Source organism: Flintibacter porci, from assembly GCF_041925195.1.
Taxonomy (GTDB): domain Bacteria; phylum Bacillota; class Clostridia; order Oscillospirales; family Oscillospiraceae; genus Lawsonibacter; species Lawsonibacter porci.
The window spans coordinates 57,934-77,296 of the sequence record NZ_JBHEVB010000010.1 but is presented as its reverse complement, the minus strand read 5'-3'; the positions used below and the strand labels follow the sequence as shown (position 1 = coordinate 77,296).

At 49.2% G+C, this 19,363-nt stretch carries 22 protein-coding genes and 1 tRNA gene; 6 read left to right on the top strand and 17 right to left on the bottom strand.

Features of this window, described 5'->3' with window-relative positions:
- Positions 1-2: 2 nt before the first annotated feature.
- Positions 3-680: a response regulator transcription factor gene (locus ACEVJL_RS11835; protein WP_374737988.1), complete on the bottom strand. Its 678-nt coding sequence runs from the start codon at positions 678-680 to the stop codon at positions 3-5.
- A 138-nt stretch (positions 681-818) separates the two neighbouring features.
- Positions 819-2,237, bottom strand: coding sequence for a sodium-dependent transporter (locus ACEVJL_RS11830; protein WP_008979886.1), 1,419 nt, complete (start codon positions 2,235-2,237; stop codon positions 819-821).
- A 278-nt stretch (positions 2,238-2,515) separates the two neighbouring features.
- Here ACEVJL_RS11830 and ACEVJL_RS11825 point away from each other — a divergent pair.
- A tRNA-Arg gene (locus tag ACEVJL_RS11825) sits at positions 2,516-2,592 on the top strand.
- A 117-nt stretch (positions 2,593-2,709) separates the two neighbouring features.
- Here the strand turns inward: ACEVJL_RS11825 and rsfS are convergent.
- The 15 genes from rsfS to ACEVJL_RS16835 all read right to left on the bottom strand — a co-directional run bounded on the left by rsfS (position 2,710) and on the right by ACEVJL_RS16835 (position 14,936).
- Complete coding sequence (rsfS, locus tag ACEVJL_RS11820) at positions 2,710-3,069, bottom strand: ribosome silencing factor (protein WP_020990045.1); 360 nt, start codon at positions 3,067-3,069, stop codon at positions 2,710-2,712.
- A 27-nt stretch (positions 3,070-3,096) separates the two neighbouring features.
- Complete coding sequence (locus tag ACEVJL_RS11815; protein WP_374737987.1) at positions 3,097-4,716, bottom strand: LCP family protein; 1,620 nt, start codon at positions 4,714-4,716, stop codon at positions 3,097-3,099.
- A 6-nt stretch (positions 4,717-4,722) separates the two neighbouring features.
- On the bottom strand, positions 4,723-5,931 hold the full coding sequence (nadD, locus tag ACEVJL_RS11810) for a nicotinate (nicotinamide) nucleotide adenylyltransferase (RefSeq protein ID WP_020990044.1): 1,209 nt from the start codon (positions 5,929-5,931) through the stop codon (positions 4,723-4,725).
- Between the two features lie 50 nt (positions 5,932-5,981).
- The gene (locus ACEVJL_RS11805) at positions 5,982-6,308 is read right to left on the bottom strand and encodes a YhbY family RNA-binding protein (RefSeq protein WP_008982760.1); all 327 of its coding nucleotides are present in this window, start codon (positions 6,306-6,308) and stop codon (positions 5,982-5,984) included.
- A gap of 23 nt (positions 6,309-6,331) precedes the next feature.
- Positions 6,332-6,925, bottom strand: a complete 594-nt coding sequence (locus ACEVJL_RS11800) for an XTP/dITP diphosphatase (protein ID WP_235398700.1) — start codon at positions 6,923-6,925, stop codon at positions 6,332-6,334.
- The gene (locus ACEVJL_RS11795) at positions 6,922-7,215 is read right to left on the bottom strand and encodes a hypothetical protein (protein ID WP_207706685.1); all 294 of its coding nucleotides are present in this window, start codon (positions 7,213-7,215) and stop codon (positions 6,922-6,924) included. The genes ACEVJL_RS11800 and ACEVJL_RS11795 overlap by 4 nt, the downstream gene beginning before the upstream one ends.
- 17 nt (positions 7,216-7,232) lie before the next feature.
- Positions 7,233-7,946 carry a ribonuclease PH gene (gene rph / locus ACEVJL_RS11790; RefSeq protein WP_374737986.1) on the bottom strand — a complete coding sequence of 238 codons (714 nt, stop codon included), beginning with the start codon at positions 7,944-7,946 and terminating at the stop codon, positions 7,233-7,235.
- A 158-nt stretch (positions 7,947-8,104) separates the two neighbouring features.
- The gene (gene ftsY / locus ACEVJL_RS11785) at positions 8,105-8,974 is read right to left on the bottom strand and encodes a signal recognition particle-docking protein FtsY (RefSeq protein ID WP_020990041.1); all 870 of its coding nucleotides are present in this window, start codon (positions 8,972-8,974) and stop codon (positions 8,105-8,107) included.
- A gap of 1 nt (position 8,975) precedes the next feature.
- Positions 8,976-9,224 (bottom strand): hypothetical protein, encoded by a 249-nt coding sequence (locus tag ACEVJL_RS11780; RefSeq protein ID WP_235398699.1) that lies wholly within the window; start codon positions 9,222-9,224, stop codon positions 8,976-8,978.
- Between the two features lie 12 nt (positions 9,225-9,236).
- Positions 9,237-9,461 carry a zinc ribbon domain-containing protein gene (locus tag ACEVJL_RS11775; protein WP_374737985.1) on the bottom strand — a complete coding sequence of 75 codons (225 nt, stop codon included), beginning with the start codon at positions 9,459-9,461 and terminating at the stop codon, positions 9,237-9,239.
- 605 nt (positions 9,462-10,066) lie between these two features.
- Positions 10,067-10,933, bottom strand: a complete 867-nt coding sequence (locus tag ACEVJL_RS11770; RefSeq protein WP_001255868.1) for an aminoglycoside 6-adenylyltransferase AadE — start codon at positions 10,931-10,933, stop codon at positions 10,067-10,069.
- 165 nt (positions 10,934-11,098) lie between these two features.
- Positions 11,099-11,632 carry a GNAT family N-acetyltransferase gene (locus ACEVJL_RS11765; protein WP_022616447.1) on the bottom strand — a complete coding sequence of 178 codons (534 nt, stop codon included), beginning with the start codon at positions 11,630-11,632 and terminating at the stop codon, positions 11,099-11,101.
- Positions 11,633-11,752: 120 nt separating this feature from the next.
- Entirely contained in the window at positions 11,753-12,553 is an 801-nt protein-coding gene (locus ACEVJL_RS11760) for a helix-turn-helix domain-containing protein (RefSeq protein ID WP_024739815.1), read from the bottom strand.
- Between the two features lie 217 nt (positions 12,554-12,770).
- On the bottom strand, positions 12,771-14,210 hold the full coding sequence (locus ACEVJL_RS11755; RefSeq protein ID WP_001028144.1) for a bifunctional aminoglycoside N-acetyltransferase AAC(6')-Ie/aminoglycoside O-phosphotransferase APH(2'')-Ia: 1,440 nt from the start codon (positions 14,208-14,210) through the stop codon (positions 12,771-12,773).
- Positions 14,211-14,936, bottom strand: coding sequence for a GNAT family N-acetyltransferase (locus ACEVJL_RS16835; RefSeq protein ID WP_425475194.1), 726 nt, complete (start codon positions 14,934-14,936; stop codon positions 14,211-14,213).
- Between the two features lie 311 nt (positions 14,937-15,247).
- On the opposite strand from ACEVJL_RS16835, the gene ACEVJL_RS11745 reads away from it, so the two are divergent.
- The 5 genes from ACEVJL_RS11745 (at position 15,248) to ACEVJL_RS11725 (ending at position 19,287) form a co-directional block, all read left to right on the top strand.
- Complete coding sequence (locus ACEVJL_RS11745) at positions 15,248-15,661, top strand: cysteine-rich VLP domain-containing protein (protein WP_002584985.1); 414 nt, start codon at positions 15,248-15,250, stop codon at positions 15,659-15,661.
- A 111-nt stretch (positions 15,662-15,772) separates the two neighbouring features.
- Entirely contained in the window at positions 15,773-16,168 is a 396-nt protein-coding gene (locus tag ACEVJL_RS11740; RefSeq protein WP_002584984.1) for a replication initiator protein A, read from the top strand.
- A gap of 184 nt (positions 16,169-16,352) precedes the next feature.
- Entirely contained in the window at positions 16,353-17,297 is a 945-nt protein-coding gene (gene mobV / locus ACEVJL_RS11735; RefSeq protein WP_002584983.1) for a MobV family relaxase, read from the top strand.
- Positions 17,298-17,369: 72 nt separating this feature from the next.
- A complete protein-coding gene (locus ACEVJL_RS11730) occupies positions 17,370-17,564 on the top strand; it encodes a hypothetical protein (protein ID WP_002334813.1) in 195 nt (64 codons plus the stop codon).
- A gap of 145 nt (positions 17,565-17,709) precedes the next feature.
- A complete protein-coding gene (locus tag ACEVJL_RS11725) occupies positions 17,710-19,287 on the top strand; it encodes a recombinase family protein (protein WP_071599205.1) in 1,578 nt (525 codons plus the stop codon).
- Positions 19,288-19,363 lie beyond the last annotated feature (76 nt).

The following is a 19,363-nucleotide window of genomic DNA, read 5'->3' as shown; positions in this document are numbered from 1 at the left end:
CCTTATTCCCCCGGATGCTCCAGATAATAACCTACCTTCCGCACCGTGGAGATCGCTATTCTGCTGCCCAGATAGGCCAGTTTCTTGCGCAAAAAGGAGATGTAGACCTCTACATTATTATCTTCCGCCTCGGAATCCAGCCCCCAGATCTTGGCGATCAGAGTTTCCTTGCTCACCACAGCCCGGCTGTTTACCATGAGCAGACGCATCACTTCAAACTCTTTAAAACCCAGGCGGACCGAGCGCTCTCCCACTCGCAGCAGACGGCTGGAGCACTCCAGGCTCAGGTCGCCTACCTTCAGTACATCCCCCAGCACTTCTCCCTGCCGCCGGGTCAAAGCCCGTACGCGTGCCATCAGTTCCCCGCTGTCAAAGGGCTTGGTCATATAGTCGTCTGCACCGCAGTCCAGGCCGCCGATCTTGTCGCTGATATCGTCCCGGGCTGTAAGCATAAGGATGGGGGTGGAAATATGAGCAGAGCGCAGCCGGCGGGCCACCCCAAATCCGTCTACCTTGGGCAGCATCACATCCAGAATGATCAGATCATACTGGCCGGTCAGGCCATAATCAACGCCATCCGCTCCGTCGCCTACCATGTCCGCCTGATAGCGCTGGTCCTCCATAAGCTGCCGCAGCGTCTCAGCCAACCGCGTCTCGTCTTCCACAATTAAGATCCGCATACTGGGTCCCTCCTGTCCATTTTTCTCATCTTACCCCAGGAAGCTGAAACCTGTCTGAAAGAAATTGTACCACAAGAATCTGTCCAGCGCAAAAAGAATCCGGCGTCCAAATGAGATTGGACGCCGGAGCATGGATTGTTACATACCCAGCAGAGCCACCAGTTTGTCCCACAGCTTGAACTTATCGTTGTAGCCAAAGACAAAGATGACCAGCACAATGATGGGCAGGATATAGGTCACGTAGAAACGAACCGCCTTGGGGAACTTCAGACCAGAGCCGGTGTTGGCCTCAGCCAGGAAGTTATCCCAGCCCCAGCCGCACTTGGTAACGCAGAACAGCAGGTACACCAGAGAACCCAGGGGCAGCAGATTGTTGCTGACGATGAAGTCCTCCAGGTCCATCACACCGCTGCCCGCACCGAAAGGCTGGAAGCCGGAAAGCACATTGAAGCCCAGCAGGCAGGGCAGGGACAGGATGATAATGGCCACGGTGTTCACCAGCACCGCCTTCTTACGGCTCCAGCCCCACTTGTCAATGCAGAAGGAGAGGATATTCTCAAAGACTGCAATGACGGTGGACAGAGCAGCAAAGGACATGAAGACAAAGAACAAAGCACCCCAGACCTGACCCATGGGCATCTCATTAAAGACGTTGGGCAGGGTGATAAAGATGAGGTTAGGACCGGAGTCAGCCGCCACATCAAAGGCAAAGCAGGCGGGGAAGATGATCAGGCCCGCGGTAAAGGCCACAAAGGTATCCAGCACGCCCACCCGGAGGGCCTCGCCGCCCAGGGTATATTCCTTGCCGATGTAGCTGCCGAAGATGGCCAGAGCGCCAATGCCCAGGGACAGAGTAAAGAAGGCCTGACCCATGGCGGCATAGACCGCCTCGCCCAGGATGAAGTTGCCGTTGGCATCATAAGCCAGGTTGTGGAAGTTGGGCATGAGATAGAACTTCAGGCCCTCGCCGGCACCCTCCAGGGTAACAGAGCGGAATACCAGCACCACCATCACGGCCAGCAGACAAAGCATCATCACTTTGGTGACCTTCTCCACGCCGTTCTGCAGTCCGCGGGAACAGATCAGCATACACAGCACCACGACGATGACCATAAACAGAGCCATCAAGCCGGGCTGACCCATCAAGGCACTGAACTCATTGCTCACTCCGGCAGAATCCAGACCCACAAAGTCGCCCTTGAGCATTTTTACAAAGTAGAGCACCAGCCAACCGGCAATGGTGGTGTAGAACATCATCAGCAGATAGTTGCCGGCAATGCCGAACCAGCTGTAGATGTGCCACTTGGTTCCCTTGGGCTCCAGAGCGTTAAAAGACAGAGCAATGCTCTTCTGGCTGGCCCGGCCCACGGAAAACTCCATGACCATTACAGGAAGGCCCATGATCACCAGGAACAGCAGGTACACCAGCACAAAGGCGGCGCCGCCGTACTTACCAGTGATATAGGGAAAGCGCCACACATTTCCCAGACCAATGGCACAGCCTGCCGAAATCAGCAGGAAGCCCAGGCGGGAGGAAAAACTTTCTCGCTTTTGCACACACAAAACCTCCTTAAACAGTGTTTGAAACAGCCCTCTCAATCCGTTTCAAAACACAAGCTATTTTAGCAGTATCTTTTCCCCGGGTCAATCGTTTCCCCCCATTTTCCCGACTTTTCTACACTAAACTGCAAAACACCCCTTTCAAGGCCTGATTTTGTGTGGATTATTAGCCCCAAAAATTTTTTAAATTTTTTTCGAAAACCCCCTTGCCAAACTCTTTTTCTTGTGCTATACTAGCGTAGCTGTCAGGGACAGCGAACAAAAAACTTCAAAATGCGGCTGTAGCTCAGTTGGATAGAGTGTTTGGCTACGAACCAAAAGGTCGGGGGTTCGAATCCCTTCAGCCGTACCAAAACGAAGGACATGTTAATGTCCTTCGTTTTGTTTTATCTTCTATTTTCTTTTCAAAAAACAACGCACAGGACATCCTTACGGAAGCCTGTGCGTTGTTTTTTATTTTTTCTTAGCCTTACTCCTGCTTCAGGGCCTGCTCCAGATCGATCTCTTCCGCATCGCCCCACAGACGCTCCAGATCATAGAACTTGCGGGCCTCATCGGTAAAGACGTGGACCACTACCGCAGAAAAATCCATCAGCAGCCAGGTGCCGCCCCGGTGTCCCTCAATGTGATGGGCACGCTCGCCGTGGGCCTCCATGGCCTCTTCACAGGCGTCCGACATGGCCTTTACCTGAGTATTCGAGGTAGCAGTGCAGATCACAAAGTAATCCGCCAGAGTAGTCAGGCCCTCCGTTTTCAGGACCTTAATCTCTTCACCCTTCTTGCTGTCCAAAGTTTTGGCCAATAAAATGGCGCTCTCATAAGAAGTCACAGGCAATTCTCCTTTTCTTGATATTTATTACGCCGCCAGATCTCCACCGGCGGGATTGGTCTGGGGTACTTCAGGCTGAACAGGGTCCGGAGTACTATTTTCCCCGCCGCCCTGGGAACTGTCCCCGCCATTGCCGGAACCGCCCTGAGAGCTGTCTCCGCCGCTGCTGGAGCCGCCCTGGGAGCTGTTCCCACCATTGCCGGAACCACCCTGAGAGGCATCTCCGCCGCTGCCGGAGCCACCCTGGGAGCTATCTCCACCACTGCCGGAGCTACCCTGGGAGCTGTCTCCGCCGCTGCTGGAACCGCCCTGAGAGCTTTCTCCACCGCTGCCGGAACCACCCTGGGAGCTATTTTCACCACTGTTGGAACCGCCGGAAGATCCGCTGTTTCCAGAGGAACCGGAGTTTCCGGAAGAACCAGAATTTCCGGAGCTGCCGGAAGAAGATCCACCTCTGGAGGAATTCAGACTGGTATCCAGCAGTGTTCCGCTGGTCACACTGTAACTGCCGTCGCTGTTACGAACCAGTACCTGCAGATCGCTGGACTGGATGTCGCTGAGATAGGGATTGAAGCCATTATTGAGAATCTCAAGCAGCTCGTCCACATCGGGCAGAATCATCGATACGCCGGGGTAGTCAGCGCTCACCCAAGGCATGCTGACAAAGTTTACATCCTGTTCCGCATCCATACCACTCGCCAGCTGTGCAAAGGCCAGAATATTACCCAGGGAGAGATCGGTGGTGACGTTCTCCATAAAGACCTCAGCCAAGGCGGGGGCCTTCAGCAGGGTAGCAGGCTTGAGGCACTCCGCCGCCACAGCCTCCAGGAAGGCCTGCTGGGTCTCGATACGGCCCAGATCCCCGTTGGGATACTGCACAGAGTAGTCGTTATTGTGACGCCAGCGGATCAGGCCCATGGCCTGATCGCCATCCAGCTTCTGATAGCCTTCCTTCAGGTGGATATGCAGGTCCTGTCCGGGGGTAGGATCGTCATAATCCATGTCAAAGGGTACATCAAAGTACACGCCGCCCAAGGCGTCCACCATCTGGCCCACAGCCTCCCACTGGACCATCACATAGAAGTCCGGGGTGATACCGGTAAGCTTTCCTACCTCTTTTTTCAGGGCAGTGATACCTTTTTCCACCTGGGTATCGGGATCAGAGCCCTTATTGTAGTTATACACCGCATTGAGCCGGTGTCCGCTGCCCTTTCGATCCACATTGATCATGGTATCGCGGGGCAGGCTCATGCCGTTGATGGTCTTATTCACCGTATCAAAGGTGATGAGCATCATGGTGTCGGTATTGCCGCCGCCGGCGGTATCCTGACCCACCAGCAGGAAGGTGTATACCCCTTCCTTTCGGCCGCTCTTGGCCACATCGGGCAGCTCCGCTCCGTCATAGGCAGAGCTGTCCCCGTTTCCGCCATCCGGCATCACCGGGATATCCGGCAGCTTCATCCAGGACTTGAGGCCCACAGCCACTGCTATGACAACGATCGCAACCACCGCCAGCACCTGAAGCAGTCGGTACCGGATCTTCTGTCCGCGGTTCAGCCCAGCCACCCAGGCCTTATGCCGCGCCCACCAACCGTCCCTTCTGGAGGAACGTCTTCTTCTTGCTGTACTTTCTCTCTTTCCGCTCATACGTTTTTAATCTCCTAGTGTTACTCCCTGCCGACGCAGCCAGTCCCGCGCCTGTTGGGTGTTGGTATGGATAGGAACGCCCCGCTGCTGCATTTCCTCGATGGTGGATTCCACCCCCAGCAGCATAGCCTGGTCCAAATCGGTATAGGCCAGCTTCCGCAGCCGCTCCACTCCTTCAAAATCCCGGTTTGGCTCTATGTAATCGGCCATATACAGGATCTTGTCCAGCAAAGACATGTCCGCCTTTCCGGTGGTGTGCCAAAAGATGGCCTGGTACACCTCCTCAGGTTCTCCAAAAACATACTTGGCAATACATGCCCCTGTTTTGGAGTGGAGGAGCTTGACCGCCTTCTGCTCCAGACTGTCCAGCTCTACGCCGTACTTGCGGCACAGCTCCAACTGAGGTTCCAGTTCCAGATACTTGGTGCAGTCGTGGAGGATCGCTGCATGGCGGGCCAGCTCCGGGTCAGCTCCCCAGAATTTGGCCAGGCGCACAGCCTCCTCTTCCACCCCCATCACATGGGGCACCCGCTTGGCGCGGATCATGGAGTAGGAACAGGCACGCAGCTGAGGCAGCGTGAGCTCCTTGAGTACCACAGAGGTGTCATAGAGCCGATGCATCAGAATATACCCATATACGGCAGGCAGGAGGTATTCGCTTCCCTTCTCCCGGCTGAGCAGTTCCCGCAGCTGGGTGGACGAGATATCCACCAGTCCCGGCAGCGTAATGGTGACCACCTTGGCCCCCAAATGCTTGGACAGGTACTCCCGCTGAGGTGCAAACACGGCCTCGCCATCCTGCTCGGTACGGCCAAAGGCGCAGATCCCCGCCAAACGGGTGATCGTGCCCGGGTCATGCCAGTGATGGAGGGTCAGAAACATATCGGTCCCCATAAGCAGCCACAGCTCCGCATCGGGATACTGCTTGTGGATGGCCTCCAGAGTATCAGAGGTGTAACTTTTCCCCTCCCGGTCCATCTCCAGGGATGAGACTTCCACCCGGCCGGGCAGGTTCATGGAATCTGCCATGATCTCCACCATAGCCAGACGATGTTCCTTGCTGGGACTGTCGGCAGGCAATACCTTATGTGGGGGAATCGCCGCCGGCATCAAAAGCAGCTTGTCCAGCTTCAGTGCGTCCATTGCCGTGCGGGCCGCCGCCAGATGCCCCAGATGTGGGGGATTAAAGGTTCCTCCGTAAATACCGATCTTCACTGTGAGACGCCACCTTTCTCCACCATTTTCAGGGATGAACCTCTATTCTGTTATACGCCGCGTTTTTTCTTGTCCTCCACCAGGACGATCTTATCCTTTTTGTCCTTGCGATGACTTGGACGATACAGCACAAATTTTGTTCCGATCACCTGGACCACTTCGCTCCGGGTCAGGGGAGCCAGAGCCTCCGCCGCCTCCCGGGCAGACATGAGGGAGTTTTCCAGCACCCGGCCCTTAATGATCTCCCGGGCCTCCAGGGCGTCGTTTGCCTGCTTGACCAGATTATCCCCGATTCCGTCTTTCCCCACAATGAGGATGGTATCGATGCTGTTGGCCAGTCCACGCAGTTGGGCGCGCTGTTTGCTTGACAATTCCATAGACGTTTGATTCCTCTCTAAAGTTACTTTTTTTTCAAATATTCTTCCAGCTTTTTCTGGAAGTCCTCCAGGGCTTTGCCCCGGTGGGAGATTGCGTTCTTCTCCTCAGCGGTAAGCTGGGCAAAGGTCTTCTTCAGACCAGGCACAAAGAACACCGGGTCATAGCCAAAGCCGCCCTCTCCCATAGGCGCAAAGGCAATGGTTCCGGGACACTCGCCCCGGGCGGTCAACACATCCCCATTGGGGAAGCAACAGGTGATAACCGAGACGAACTTGGCAGTTCTGGGCGTCTGTCCCCGCATATTCTCCAGCAGCAGGCGGTAACGCCCGGTATCGTCCAGGCCCTCTCCGCCGTAGCGGGCGGAGTACACGCCCGGCGCGCCGTTCAGCGCGTCCACACACAGCCCTGAATCGTCGGCAATGGCGGGCATACCAGAGGCCTCCATCACTGCCTTTGCCTTGAGCATGGAGTTCTCTTCAAAGGTGGTTCCGGTCTCCTCTACCTCGACGTCCACCCCAGCGTCCGCCTCAGAGCAGACTTCAATCCCCAGCTGGGAGAGAATCTCGTTCATCTCTTTGAGCTTTTTCTGATTTTTACTGGCAAGTACCAGTTTCATGATACCAGCGTCCTTTCTTTCTCTGCCAGGCGGTCCAGCTTCATGTTCCGGCAGGTAAGCACGATATCGGTACTCACCATGACCAGATCCAGGATATACACCGCCACCACATAAGTCACGTCGTTGGCAATAAACTTTCCCGCCAGGCCAAACAGATAGCCGATCACCACCAGGATTTCAAACTGCAGGCTCTTTCCCTTGGCGGTGCGGGAACGCAGGGATTTATAAATGTTGAAGGGCCAGGATACGCCAAAGCAGACCAGCATGATGGTCTCAAACAAATGTGCCATCCTTCTCCCCTCCGTGTTTAGCCCAGTGCTTTCTTCTGGGCGGCCTGGAGCTTCTGAATGCCCTTGGCACACAGCTCCACCAGCTTCTGCTGCTCCTCCAGGGTGAAGGGGCGGCCCTCGCCGGTACCCTGGATCTCAATGAGGCGGCCCTGGTCGTCCATGACACAGTTGAGGTCCACCATGGCGCTGGAGTCCTCCTCATAGCACAGGTCCAGCATGGGCACATCGTCTACCACGCCGGCAGACACAGCAGCCACATAGCCGCTGATGGGGTACTCGCTGAGCTGGCCCTTCTCCATCATCTTCTGGAAGGCCAGCATCATGGCTACAAAACCGCCGGTGATAGAGGCGGTACGGGTGCCGCCGTCTCCCTGGAGCACGTCGCAGTCAATGGTAATATTCCAGGGGCCCAGCTTCTTGCGGTCCACCACAGAGCGCAGAGAGCGCCCAATGAGCCGCTGGATCTCAGCGGAACGGCCGTTCAGCTTCAGCTTGGAGATATCCCGGCGGGAGCGCTCCCGGTTGGCCCGGGGCAGCATGGAGTACTCAGCAGTGACCCAGCCCTCTCCCTCGGGGACATGGCGGGGCGGCTTATCCTCCACACTGGCGGTGCACAGCACGTGGGTATTGCCGCAGCGAATGAGGCAAGAACCCTCGGCAAACTTGTTGATATTGGGAATGATCTCGATGGGACGCAGCTCATCATTTTTTCTTCCATCAATACGAGACATTAGTCAGACTTCCTCTCAGTTTTCTTGATTCTACCATAAACGGCGACAGAAATGTTACCTGGATATGAATACGCCTTTTAATTTTTCCTTAAGACCTGCAGATGCTGTGGAATCAGCCAGAACAGCAAAACGCTCAGTCCCAATTTCTAATTTCCAACTCAAATCAGCGCCTGGGCAAACTCGGCGGCGTCAAAGGGCTTGAGGTCGTCGATGCCCTCGCCTACGCCGGCATACTTCACGGGTACGCCCAGCTCCTTGGCGATGGCGATGGCAATGCCGCCCTTGGCGGTGCCGTCCAGCTTGGTGAGGACGATGCCGGTGATACCAGCGGCCTCCTTAAACTGCTTGGCCTGGATGAGGCCGTTCTGGCCGGTGGTAGCGTCCAGCACCAGCAGAGTCTCCCGGGCACAGTCGGGCAGTTCCCGGTCAATGACGCGGGAGATCTTGTTGAGCTCGTTCATCAGGTTCTGCTTGTTGTGCAGCCGGCCGGCAGTGTCGATGAGCACCACATCGGCCCTTCTGGCCTTGGCGGCAGAGGCGGCGTCAAAGACCACGGCGGCGGGGTCGGCCCCCTCGTGCTGCTTGATGATCTCCACACCGGAGCGCTCGGCCCAGATGGTCAGCTGCTCGGCGGCGGCGGCACGGAAGGTGTCGGCGGCACACAGCAGAACCTTTTTCCGCTCATTTTTGAGCTGATGGCCGATCTTGCCGATGGTGGTGGTCTTACCCACGCCGTTGACTCCGATAAACAGTACCACGGCGGGCTTGGTGGACAGATTCAGGGTGGGCTCACCCACGGTCATGGCATCGGTGATCACCCGGCACATGCACTCCCGGGCCTCTTCCACGGTCTTGATGTGCTCCTCCCGCACCCGGCCCCGCAGCTCCTCCACCAGTTCCAGGGTGGTATCCATACCGGTATCCGCCAGGATGAGGGACTCCTCCAGCTCATCATAGAAGTCGTCGGTGAGCTCAGAACCAAAGTTGGCAAAAATATTGATCTTCTTCAGTTTATCAAAAAATCCCATATCAAAGTATCCTTTTCTTCTTTTCGTTCCAGGGGATTTTAGCCCCACAGAGTTTACAGTAGTCTCCTGGGTATCTTCCTAAATGCATGCCGCACGAAGGGCAGCGCATCCATATCGGCTGCAGGATGCCCGCTCCAAAAAACAGCACCAGCCCTAATACCTTTCCCCACATTTCCGGATACAGGAGCAGAAGGAGCAAACCGACCAGCAGGAAAAGCAGGAGCATCCATTGTTTTTGCCGCAGTGTCATGTCGAGCTCTCCTTAAAGCCTGGTGTTCTTCGCCCCACAGTATGGACACTTGGGGGTATCCATATCGTAGCTATGGCCGCAATAAGGACAGGAGACCTTAGCAATACTTCCAGCCTCTTCCTCCGGCTCCTGATTCCAGTCTGCCCGGAAAAACTCCAGCTTACCGCAGTTCGGGCAACCTAGAATATCTACATCCAGAGCTCCGGCCAGCCGATTACCCCAGTCTCCGGAAAACACCCCGGGGATTCACTTAGATAAAGATACCACACCATTCCCACGCTGACTTTTGCTCAACCGATACAGCCGGAGGGCTGGATAACAAGAAAAGGCGGTATGCGCCCCGTAGAGGGGTAGCGTACCGCCTTTTCTTGTGGGGGTTTCCAAAGGGGGCAACGCCCCCATTTGGCACACGACTTTGCGAAGCAAAGTGTAGTGTGTTATACGCTCTGTCGGCGTTGCCGTGAAAATGCCGTTGCCGCCGGGGAGGGGCGGCAGGAAAACAGGACTGTGCTTGTGTGGCGTGGAGCCGCAAGCGCAGGTCTGTTTTCATCAGCAGACAGGGCGTATATGAAAGCCCCCGTCCCTCGTCCTACGCTCCGACTTGTGGACAAAGTGTCCCGAAGTTGTGGCTACACTCCCGGAAAAGTAACAGGACAGCGGGTAACCGTCAAGGCTGAAATGAACGGGTTTACACCCGGCCTTGACCGCCACCCGCCGTCCCACTGAATGGGTGGACAAGGCGGCCAATCCCTCAAAGTGCTTGTCCGCGCTCTTTCTGATTTTGAGGTATTCAGTTTTTCAAAATTGAATAATCAAAATAAATTTTTTCGATTGAAAAAATTTTATTTGTTATCATCTTCAATGCCATATTTTTTCTTTTGCCGAATCACATAATTACTGATTTTTTCATCATATAGTGGATACTGGTAATCCAACTGGCATGCCACTTCTGACGAAACCTCCCGGAACAATGCCATACATTGTTCAAAGGATTCCCACATATGGGGATAGGAATCCATATTATAAGTGGACATAAGTCGTTCCCACAATTCCTCTGGGACATATTGCTTCATAAATTTATAGTTTTTTCCCAAACTGAAATGAAATCCCTGTTTGATACCAATCAGCCAGGAAATCATGCGAAGCAATTCTTTTCGTACTATATCATTCATATGGTCAATAGCAAAAAGAATTTCTTTGCGGCATAAGCCCTTTACTACATATGTTGTAGTATTCCAAAATTCATTACAGCAATCGTCAAACATTCTTTGAGTAGGCTTCTGCAAGTGGTAGTCTATATCCGTTGGTATTGGCGGCTTTACGATACGGTTGTCTTTATCCAACAGTAACTTTACCAGTTTATCCCATGTAAAATACTCGTCTATCAGTTCCAGCGGCAGCAAAGTTAAATCTATCTTAACATCATCAGTAAACAGCATTAAATATGAAAATCCCTTTTCTACAGCTGGAAATAATTCCATATCTTCCGGCTTTTGCAGAATCAACCTTTCACCAAATATATCTAGCCATTTATCATCACTTGTGAAGCTGTCCATATCCGTAACAAAAAAAGTAATATCAAAATCCTGAAAATCATCAGGCGGAATATTTGTATTTGTTCTAGATCCTTCCAAAGTAACCATGCGAATGCGTTTGTCTGTTTTTGCAAAATTCAAAACAATATCATAAACTTCCTTTTCTGATCTCATTTTTATCTCCTCCAATTATTGAAATAGGTGTGAAGCCATTTTAGGGCTTTCCCGCCTTGATTGCTCATCAGCAAAGGCGGGCGGGGCTGTCAACGGCGGCGCGTATGCGCCGTTCATCTTGACCGTTGACTGGCTCGGCTGGCTTTGCTATCCTCCGATAAATTACTATCTGGATTTCATTTCTTTTTCAAATCTAAAGAAATAATTGTTCTCTTTTGGTATGTTGCCTGCGCTTTCACTTATTTGGTGTGGGTCTTTGTGCTTAGGATTAAAAAATTCTACAATCTTGAAACCACAACGATTTACATAAAAATGAATGTTCCGCTTATCGTAATATGGGGTATGCGTCTCCCAAATTCTTGTTTCAGGATGTAGTTCTTCAATCGCTTTCCATATCTTAAATCCATTTCCAGCATTTTGTGCGCTTGATTTCACATATAAAAGATGAAGTGAGTTGTAGCCGGTCTTATCATCTATTACAATGACTGCTCCGCCGATTCTTTCTCCGCCAATTTCTGCGATATATGCTTCAGCGCCTTTTGCGTTAAAAGATTCTTCTATATCTTCCGTGGGAAGAACTTGCTTTTCAAATTCTCCAAACTCTGACACATAAGAAATTTGAAAAGCCTCTTGTATTTCACTTACAAATGTGTTTTTTTCTTCAACGGTAATGATTGGTCTTAATTTTATTGTGTTCATACTTCCTTGCTCTCCTTAAATTTTATAGTCTGGTTCATCAAAGAAGTATGTCTTTATTCTCTCCCACCCCAATCAAATAGTTTCATAGTTCACCACTCCAAATCTCGATTTTCCGTTCTCCTACTTTCTTCCCCGCTGGGGCTTTGGATTTTTCAGCAAGTCAGACTTTTGTGCAATTCTTTTTAGCCATTTCTTTTCTTCCTCGAACAGCTTCTTGTAATTCAGTTTGAGCCGCTTGCAGATAAACATCATAGCCGCCTGCTCCGGGTCGCTGTCCTCTCTGGTGGTTTCCTCTGCGGTCTGCAAGAAATCTTCCAGTGGGTTGTCCTCTGGGACACTGAAAAAATCGTCCTTATGGGCTTCCCGCAGGTCGAGGGCTATCTTGTTTATGTCCTGCTGTATCACATAGCGGCAAAAGCTGTCGTCGTCAATATGGGCGGCGATAAGCTGTCGCAGCTGCGGGTCAGTCAAGCCGGGATTGTGTTGTTTCATAATTGTTGCACTCACAGCGTCCACAATGGCGTTTGCGCTCTGCACCTGTTTTCCTGCCACGCCGTTCACATAGATTTCAAGGTCGGCCATGAGCCGGGGAAAATCCGGGTGGGTCGCCAGTTCACACAAAAGAGAATTGTCCACCAGCCCGCTTTTTAATAGTTCAATCATGTCATCACTCAAATGCAGGTCTGCAAGATCGGCGTTTGGGTGATTTCTTGTTTGAGAACGGCCCAGCAGATAATCAACGGTCACTTCGTAAAACTTTGCCAACTCAATAAGGGCATAATGGCTGATGTCCTTGAGATTGTCCCCCTCATAACTGCCTAAAGCAGACTTGGAGAGGTGGGTCTGCTCCGCAAGCTGTTCCAGCGTCAGCCCACGCTCTACACGCAGGTCTTTCAATCGTTCTTGTATGGATAGTTCCATGCTCTCCTCCTCATCCGCTTAAGCGGCCGATATTTATTTTGTGAGAGTAATAAGTTCATCAACTGATTGGAAGCCGTTTTTCTTATAAAATTTTTCGGCCGGAAAACCTCGTTCAGTATTCAAAATGATTGCGTTCATTTTTTCCTTTATTATTTTTCATTTTTTTAAACTATTTAATACTAATGTCTTTTATAATAGCTTTTCATATATTATATAATCAATCTTTATAAGTCCTTTTATAAATTTCTTTTCTACCATTTTCGATAAATTCCTGTTTAATATTTTTAATTCCATAAACAATAGTTTCAATAGGATAATATTCTTCAACTATATCTTGATATTCTTTTGCTTTCTCAATATCTATATTTCCATACATTCTTAATATATCTTCTCCAAAATTTGTTCCTATTTCTTCTTCACTATCTTCAAGTAAGTATATAAAATCACAATATTCATCTATAATTCCAGAATCTCCAAAATCAATTATTCCAGTTAATCTATTATTGCCATCTAACAATAGATGATTACAACTAAAATCATTATGGCATAAACACTTTTTACCCTCAAAAACTGTTGTTGCATTTAGTCTTTCCATAAAACTTTCTATATAATCTTTTTCTATATCAGTTAAATCATTATAAATAGTTTCACGCAACAATATATACTCTTCTAATACATTTTGTTTATTATCAATAGTACATTCACTAATATCTGTATAATCTAAACCGTGCATTTGTCTTAAAAAACTGGCAATATCTCGTTTTAACAAATTTTGTTCTTCTTCTGACATAGTAGAATAAATTTCTGGTGTTAAAAAAGTTCCTTTAATTTCTTTATAACCTAGTATAGATAATTCATCACTAATATACGAATATTCAATATTAGGAATTTTTACATTAGTTTCTAAATTTGTATTTAAAAAATTATATATTGCTTTTTCTTTTGCATAACCTTTTTTCTTATTAGTACTAAATTTTGTTTTAAAAATGTATTCATTATTAACTAAATATGCCACACTATCATAACCACTACCGATTATTTCAATACTATCTACTTTGAAATTATCAAAGTAATGCTCAATTAAATATTTCATTGCCTTAACATTTGTGGCATTATCATCATATCTATATTCCATTAAATAACAATCTTCTTTTTTGCCCTCGTGTAATTCATGTTCTGGCAAATCTTCAATAATTCTAAAACCAGATTTTTGGTATGCCCTTATTGCTCTTGGATTATTTTTATGAGGGTCTAAAATAACTGCATTAGCATTTCTTTCTTTTTTCAAAAATTCAAAAATCAATTTAATATATCTTGTACCAATTCCTTTACTCCAATAATTTGGCTCTCCTATAAATTGATCCATACCATAGACTATCTCATCAGTTTTTGGATAATGATAATCAGTATATAACTCATCATACATTTTATATATTTGTCCATATCCAATAGGAACATTGTTATATTCAATAATTACTCTAAAAACTTCATCTTCCCAAGGCTCTGTATAATGTTTTTTTAATGATTCTAATGTATATTTTTTATCTCTACCACCATAAAATTCTAATACTCTTTCATCAGTTAACCATTTTAACATCAAAGGAAAATCATCATCTATTAAAGTTCTTATACATATTTCATTTTCAACTATATTCATTTATTTATCACCTTTTTCATAATCATATACATATACTATTTCATCTTTATAATCATTTTTACCACCTAATTTTTCATATACATGGCAAGCTCTAGGATTACCTTTATCAGTTATTAAAAACATTTCAGAACAACCAATCTCTTTAGAATATTCCTTAATAAAAGATAATAATTTTGAACCATAACCTTTGTCTTGATAGTTAGGTAACATTCCTATTGAGTGTAAATAAAACATTGTTTTTCCATCAGGTCTTAAAAGTGTATAGCAATATGCAAATCCTATAATTTTATTATTTTCTTTAGCTATAAACCCAAATGAACTGGTATCATTAAGAAATCCTTTTAAATTATCAATATCAAAAACCATATTATCATCAATTAAAACTTCTTCCATAATTTTTTCTGTCTGTATCTCATTTTCAATCAATTTCAAAAAATAACTTCCAATCCCTTTCCCTTGCAAGTCAGTCTTTACACAAAACTGGTCGATATAATATTCCATTCCGTTAATCCATGGTTTCTTCATTCCCACGCTGATAGCAATCATACAGTTTTGGTCTTTTAAGCCATACCCTACAAAGTAGTTATTGTTTATGTAGTTTTGAAAATAACTTATCACCTGCCCTTTGGAATTGTATGTATCATTCCAGGGGGCTTTTGTGAACACATCAATAAATAAATCTGCACATTCCTCAATGTGCTCCTTTGACAGTCTAATTATGTTCAAAAATTCTCCTCCCTCATATTTTCTTCCATTATACCACAATTCCGAGAGCGTGGAAATAGGGAGTTTTCCGGGCGGATTTCCTACCTCTTGGATATACGGGACGGGCGGTTATTTAGGTGTAGACTTAGGATAGTTCATCGATGGACAGCACCTTGAAAACAGAATGACCGTCCGAAAAGGAATACCCCGGCTGGGGAAGCACCGCAAGGAACCGGACTTCGGGACAAAATGTCCCGAAGCTGCGGGGAGCGTGCCAAAGCTGGAAATCCTTTCGGGGAAAACGGCAACGGAAAGCAAAATGGAGGGAACGCATGAGAAATAACCCCTATAAAGACTTGCCGCCGCTGGAACGCAGGCCGGACGGTTCCCTTTACCGCATGACACCGGCACAGAGGAAACAGGCGGCCAGCCTGATACGCCGGGAGTGCTGTTGCTGTGAGGACGGCAACTGCATTGTCCTTGACGATGGGGACACCTGCACCTGCCCGCAGACGGTTTCTTTCTCGGTCTGCTGTAAGTGGTTCCGCTGGGCGGTCTTGCCGCTGGACGGGACGCTGGAAGCGGAGATTTTCCGGGATAAGGACTTGAAACGCTGTGTGGTCTGCGGCGGTGTGTTCGTCCCCAAATCCAACCGGGCAAAATACTGCCCCGGCTGTGCCGCCAGAGTTCACAGGCGGCAGAAAACAGAAAGTGAACGGAAAAGGAGGTCTGCTGTGGACAGTTAGGAGCGAAAAAAGCCTTGATTTATCAGGCTTTGCAAGCCCCAAACCGGGGCAGGTGGTATAAAGTATCGCCCGCCCCGGAAAACGGGCTTCTAACCGTCCACAAAACGCACTATGACAAATACCATCTATATCCATCAGCCGGAAAAGGCGTTCAGCTTCACCCGGCTCCCGAATTTCCTCTTTGAAGCCCCCACATTCAAGCCCCTGTCCAACGAGGCAAAGGTTCTGTACGCCTTTATCCTGCGCCGGACAGAGTTGTCCCGCAAGAATGGGTGGGCGGATGACTGCGGACGGATTTTCCTGTATTACCCCATCTGCGAGGTGGTTGACCTGCTCCACTGTGGGCGGCAGAAAGCGGTGAACACCCTGCGGGAACTGCAATACGCCGGACTGGTGGAAATCCAGAAGCAGGGCTGTGGAAAACCCAACCGCATTTTCCCAAAATCCTATGAAGCGGTTCCAAACACTGACTTCAAGAAATCCCGTTCTGGTACGCCGGAGGACTGAAAACCGTACCCATGAAGTACGGAAACCGCCCCTCTTGAAGTACGAAAACCGGACGGTATATAGAAATACAAAGATTAAAATGATTTATTTATATCCATTCCATTCCTATCGTATCAGAGATAATTCCGGCGGGATTTTCCCTGTGGAAAACCCCGGATAGGAAAGGAATGGGGAAAGGAGCAGAATGGCACAACACGCAATTTTGCGGTTTGAGAAGCACAAGGGCAACCCGGCAAGGCCGCTGGAAGCCCATCACGAAAGACAGAAAGAACAATACGCCAGCAACCCCGACATTGACACAAGCCGGAGTAAATACAACTTCCATATCGTCAAGCCGGAGGGACGCTATTACCACTTCATTCAGAGCCGTATCGAGCAGGCTGGATGCCGGACGAGGAAAGACAGCACACGGTTTGTCGATACGCTGATAACCGCCAGCCCGGAGTTCTTCAAGGGGAAATCCCCAAAAGAGATACAGGCGTTCTTCCAAAGGGCGGCAGATTTCCTCATTGGCCGGGTAGGACGGGAAAATATCGTGTCGGCGGTGGTACACATGGACGAGAAAACGCCCCACCTGCATTTGACCTTTGTTCCGCTGACAAAGGACAACCGCCTGTGCGCTAAGGAGATTATCGGCAACCGGGCAAACCTGACGAAGTGGCAGGACGATTTTCACGCCTATATGGTGGAGAAATATCCCGACTTGGAGCGTGGGGAAAGTGCCAGCAAGACAGGCCGGAAGCATATCCCCACCCGGATTTTCAAACAGGCGGTTTCCCTCTCCCGGCAGGCAAGAGCCATTGAAGCCGCCCTTGACGGCATTAACCCGCTGAACGCCGGAAAGAAAAAAGAGGAAGCCCTCTCCATGCTGAAAAAGTGGTTCCCGCAGATGGAGAACTTCTCCGGGCAACTGAAAAAGTACAAGGTCACAATCAATGACCTGTTGGCGGAGAATGAGAAGCTGGAAGCAAGGGCAAAGGCCAGCGAAAAAGGAAAGATGAAAGATACGATGGAACGGGCAAAGCTGAAAAGCGAACTGGACAATTTACAGCGGCTGGTTGACCGTATCCCGCCGGATATACTGGCGGAACTGAAACGGCAGCAGCGGCACACGGTAAAGGAAAGGTGATAGATATAAGCAGAAATTTTCGCCGCCTTTGTGCGGCATTGTACCTTGAAAACTGAATATGGAGGACACTGGATGGCAAAAAGCGAAAGCGATATTTTCACACCCCGGACAGGGCAGGTCATACAAGCAGAGAACGGCACGCAGTATTTTGTATGTGGGAACAACCGTATAAAAATCTCCGAACACTTCGCCGCAGGCGGGAAGCCCCTCGGTGATCTGATTGTAGATGTGGTGCGGCATACCGCAGAAAAAGCCGCTTCAACCTGATAGCCCATCATTGATAACACGCCCACGCTTATGATATAATTGCCATAGAGCAAAAGTATTGTAAGCGTGGGTTGTTTCTTTAGAAGGAGGATTTTTAACGGTGAAACAACCTTACAATACTACGATTTACAACACGGCGCTTTATATGAGATTGAGCCGGGACGATGAAAACTATGGTGACAGCGTAAGCATTGAAACACAGCGGACAATCCTGCAACAGTACGCAAAGGAACAGGGGCTTCATGTAGTCGGTGAGTATGTGGACGATGGCTGGTCGGGGACGAACTTTGAACGGCCGGATTTTCAGCGCATGATGGACGATATGGAAGCCGGAAAAGTAAACTGCATTGTCACGAAAGACCTGTCCCGTTTCGGGCGGGAACATGTGATGATGGACTACTATCTGGAATTTCTGTTCCCGGAGAAACGGGTTCGCTACATCGCCGTTGCGGAGAATGAGGACACAGAGAAAGGGCTTTCCGATTTTGTCCCGTTCAAAAACCTGTTCAATGAATGGTTTGCGAAAGATACAAGCCGCAAGGTAAAGGCCGCTTTCAAAGCAAAGTTTGCCACAGGACAGCGTATCGGCGCCTATGCTCCCATCGGGTACAGGAAACACCCGGAAATCAAAAACAAGCTGATAATCGACGAGGAAACCCGCTGGATAGTGGAGAAGATTTTTGACCTTGCTATTCATGGCAGAGGGGCGGCCAGTATCACAAGAATACTGATTGCGGAAAAGGTTCCCACACCGGGATTTATCAACTTCCAGCGTGACGGGACTTTTGCAAACATCTATGCGGGTGCGCCGGAGGAAAAAAGCTACGCATGGACGATAGCCCAGGTCAAGAGCATTATGAAAGACGAAACCTATATCGGCCATACCATTCATTACCGGGAAACGAACATTTCCTTTAAGAACAAGCGGAGGGTACGCAAGCCCCAAAGTGAATGGGTGCGGGTGGAGAACACGCAGGAGCCGATTATCAGCGAGCAGGTTTTCCGGCAGGTACAGGAGCAGATAGCAAACCGCCGCAGGAAGTGCAAGGATGGTACAACGCAGATTTTTTCCGGATTGGTAAAATGTGCGGATTGCGGCTGGTCGCTGTCCTATGGGGAGAACAGGCAGAACAGCAAGCCTTACGGCCATTATCATTGTAGCAAGTACGGGCAGGGCACACGCCAATGCTCCATGCACTATATCCGTTATGATGTGCTTTATGCCTATGTCCTCTCCCGTCTGCAATACTGGTCGGGGCTGGTACAGCATGATGAAGAACGGCTCTTGAAGCAGCTGTTAAATGCCACTGATAAGGGACAGGCTGCCGCAAGAAAGAAGCAGGCCGCAGAACTGAAAAAGGCAGAGAAGCGAAAAGCCGAAGTCGATACTTTGTTTGCCCGGATGTATGAGGACTGGGCGGCGGGGCGTATCACGGAATACAACTTCTCTATGCTGTCCGGGAAGTACCAAAGCGAACAGGCTGAACTGGACGAAAAGATTGAACAGCTTCAATCCGCTATCGCCACTGAAAGCCAGAACGCCGTAGACGCAGAAAAATGGATTGCCTTGATGAAAGAGTGCGTCAATCCAACAGAACTGACCGCCGAACTTTTGAATATGCTGATTGAAAAAATCGTTGTCCATGAAGCGGTCAAAGGTGAGGACGGAAGCCGGGAACAGGAGGTAGAAATCTTCTACCGCTTTATCGGCAAAATTGATTGAATGATACCAATATCTTTAACTATGTGATACCGGCCTTGCCCAGTTGGATAAATTCTCGCCTGATCAGCTGCATTTT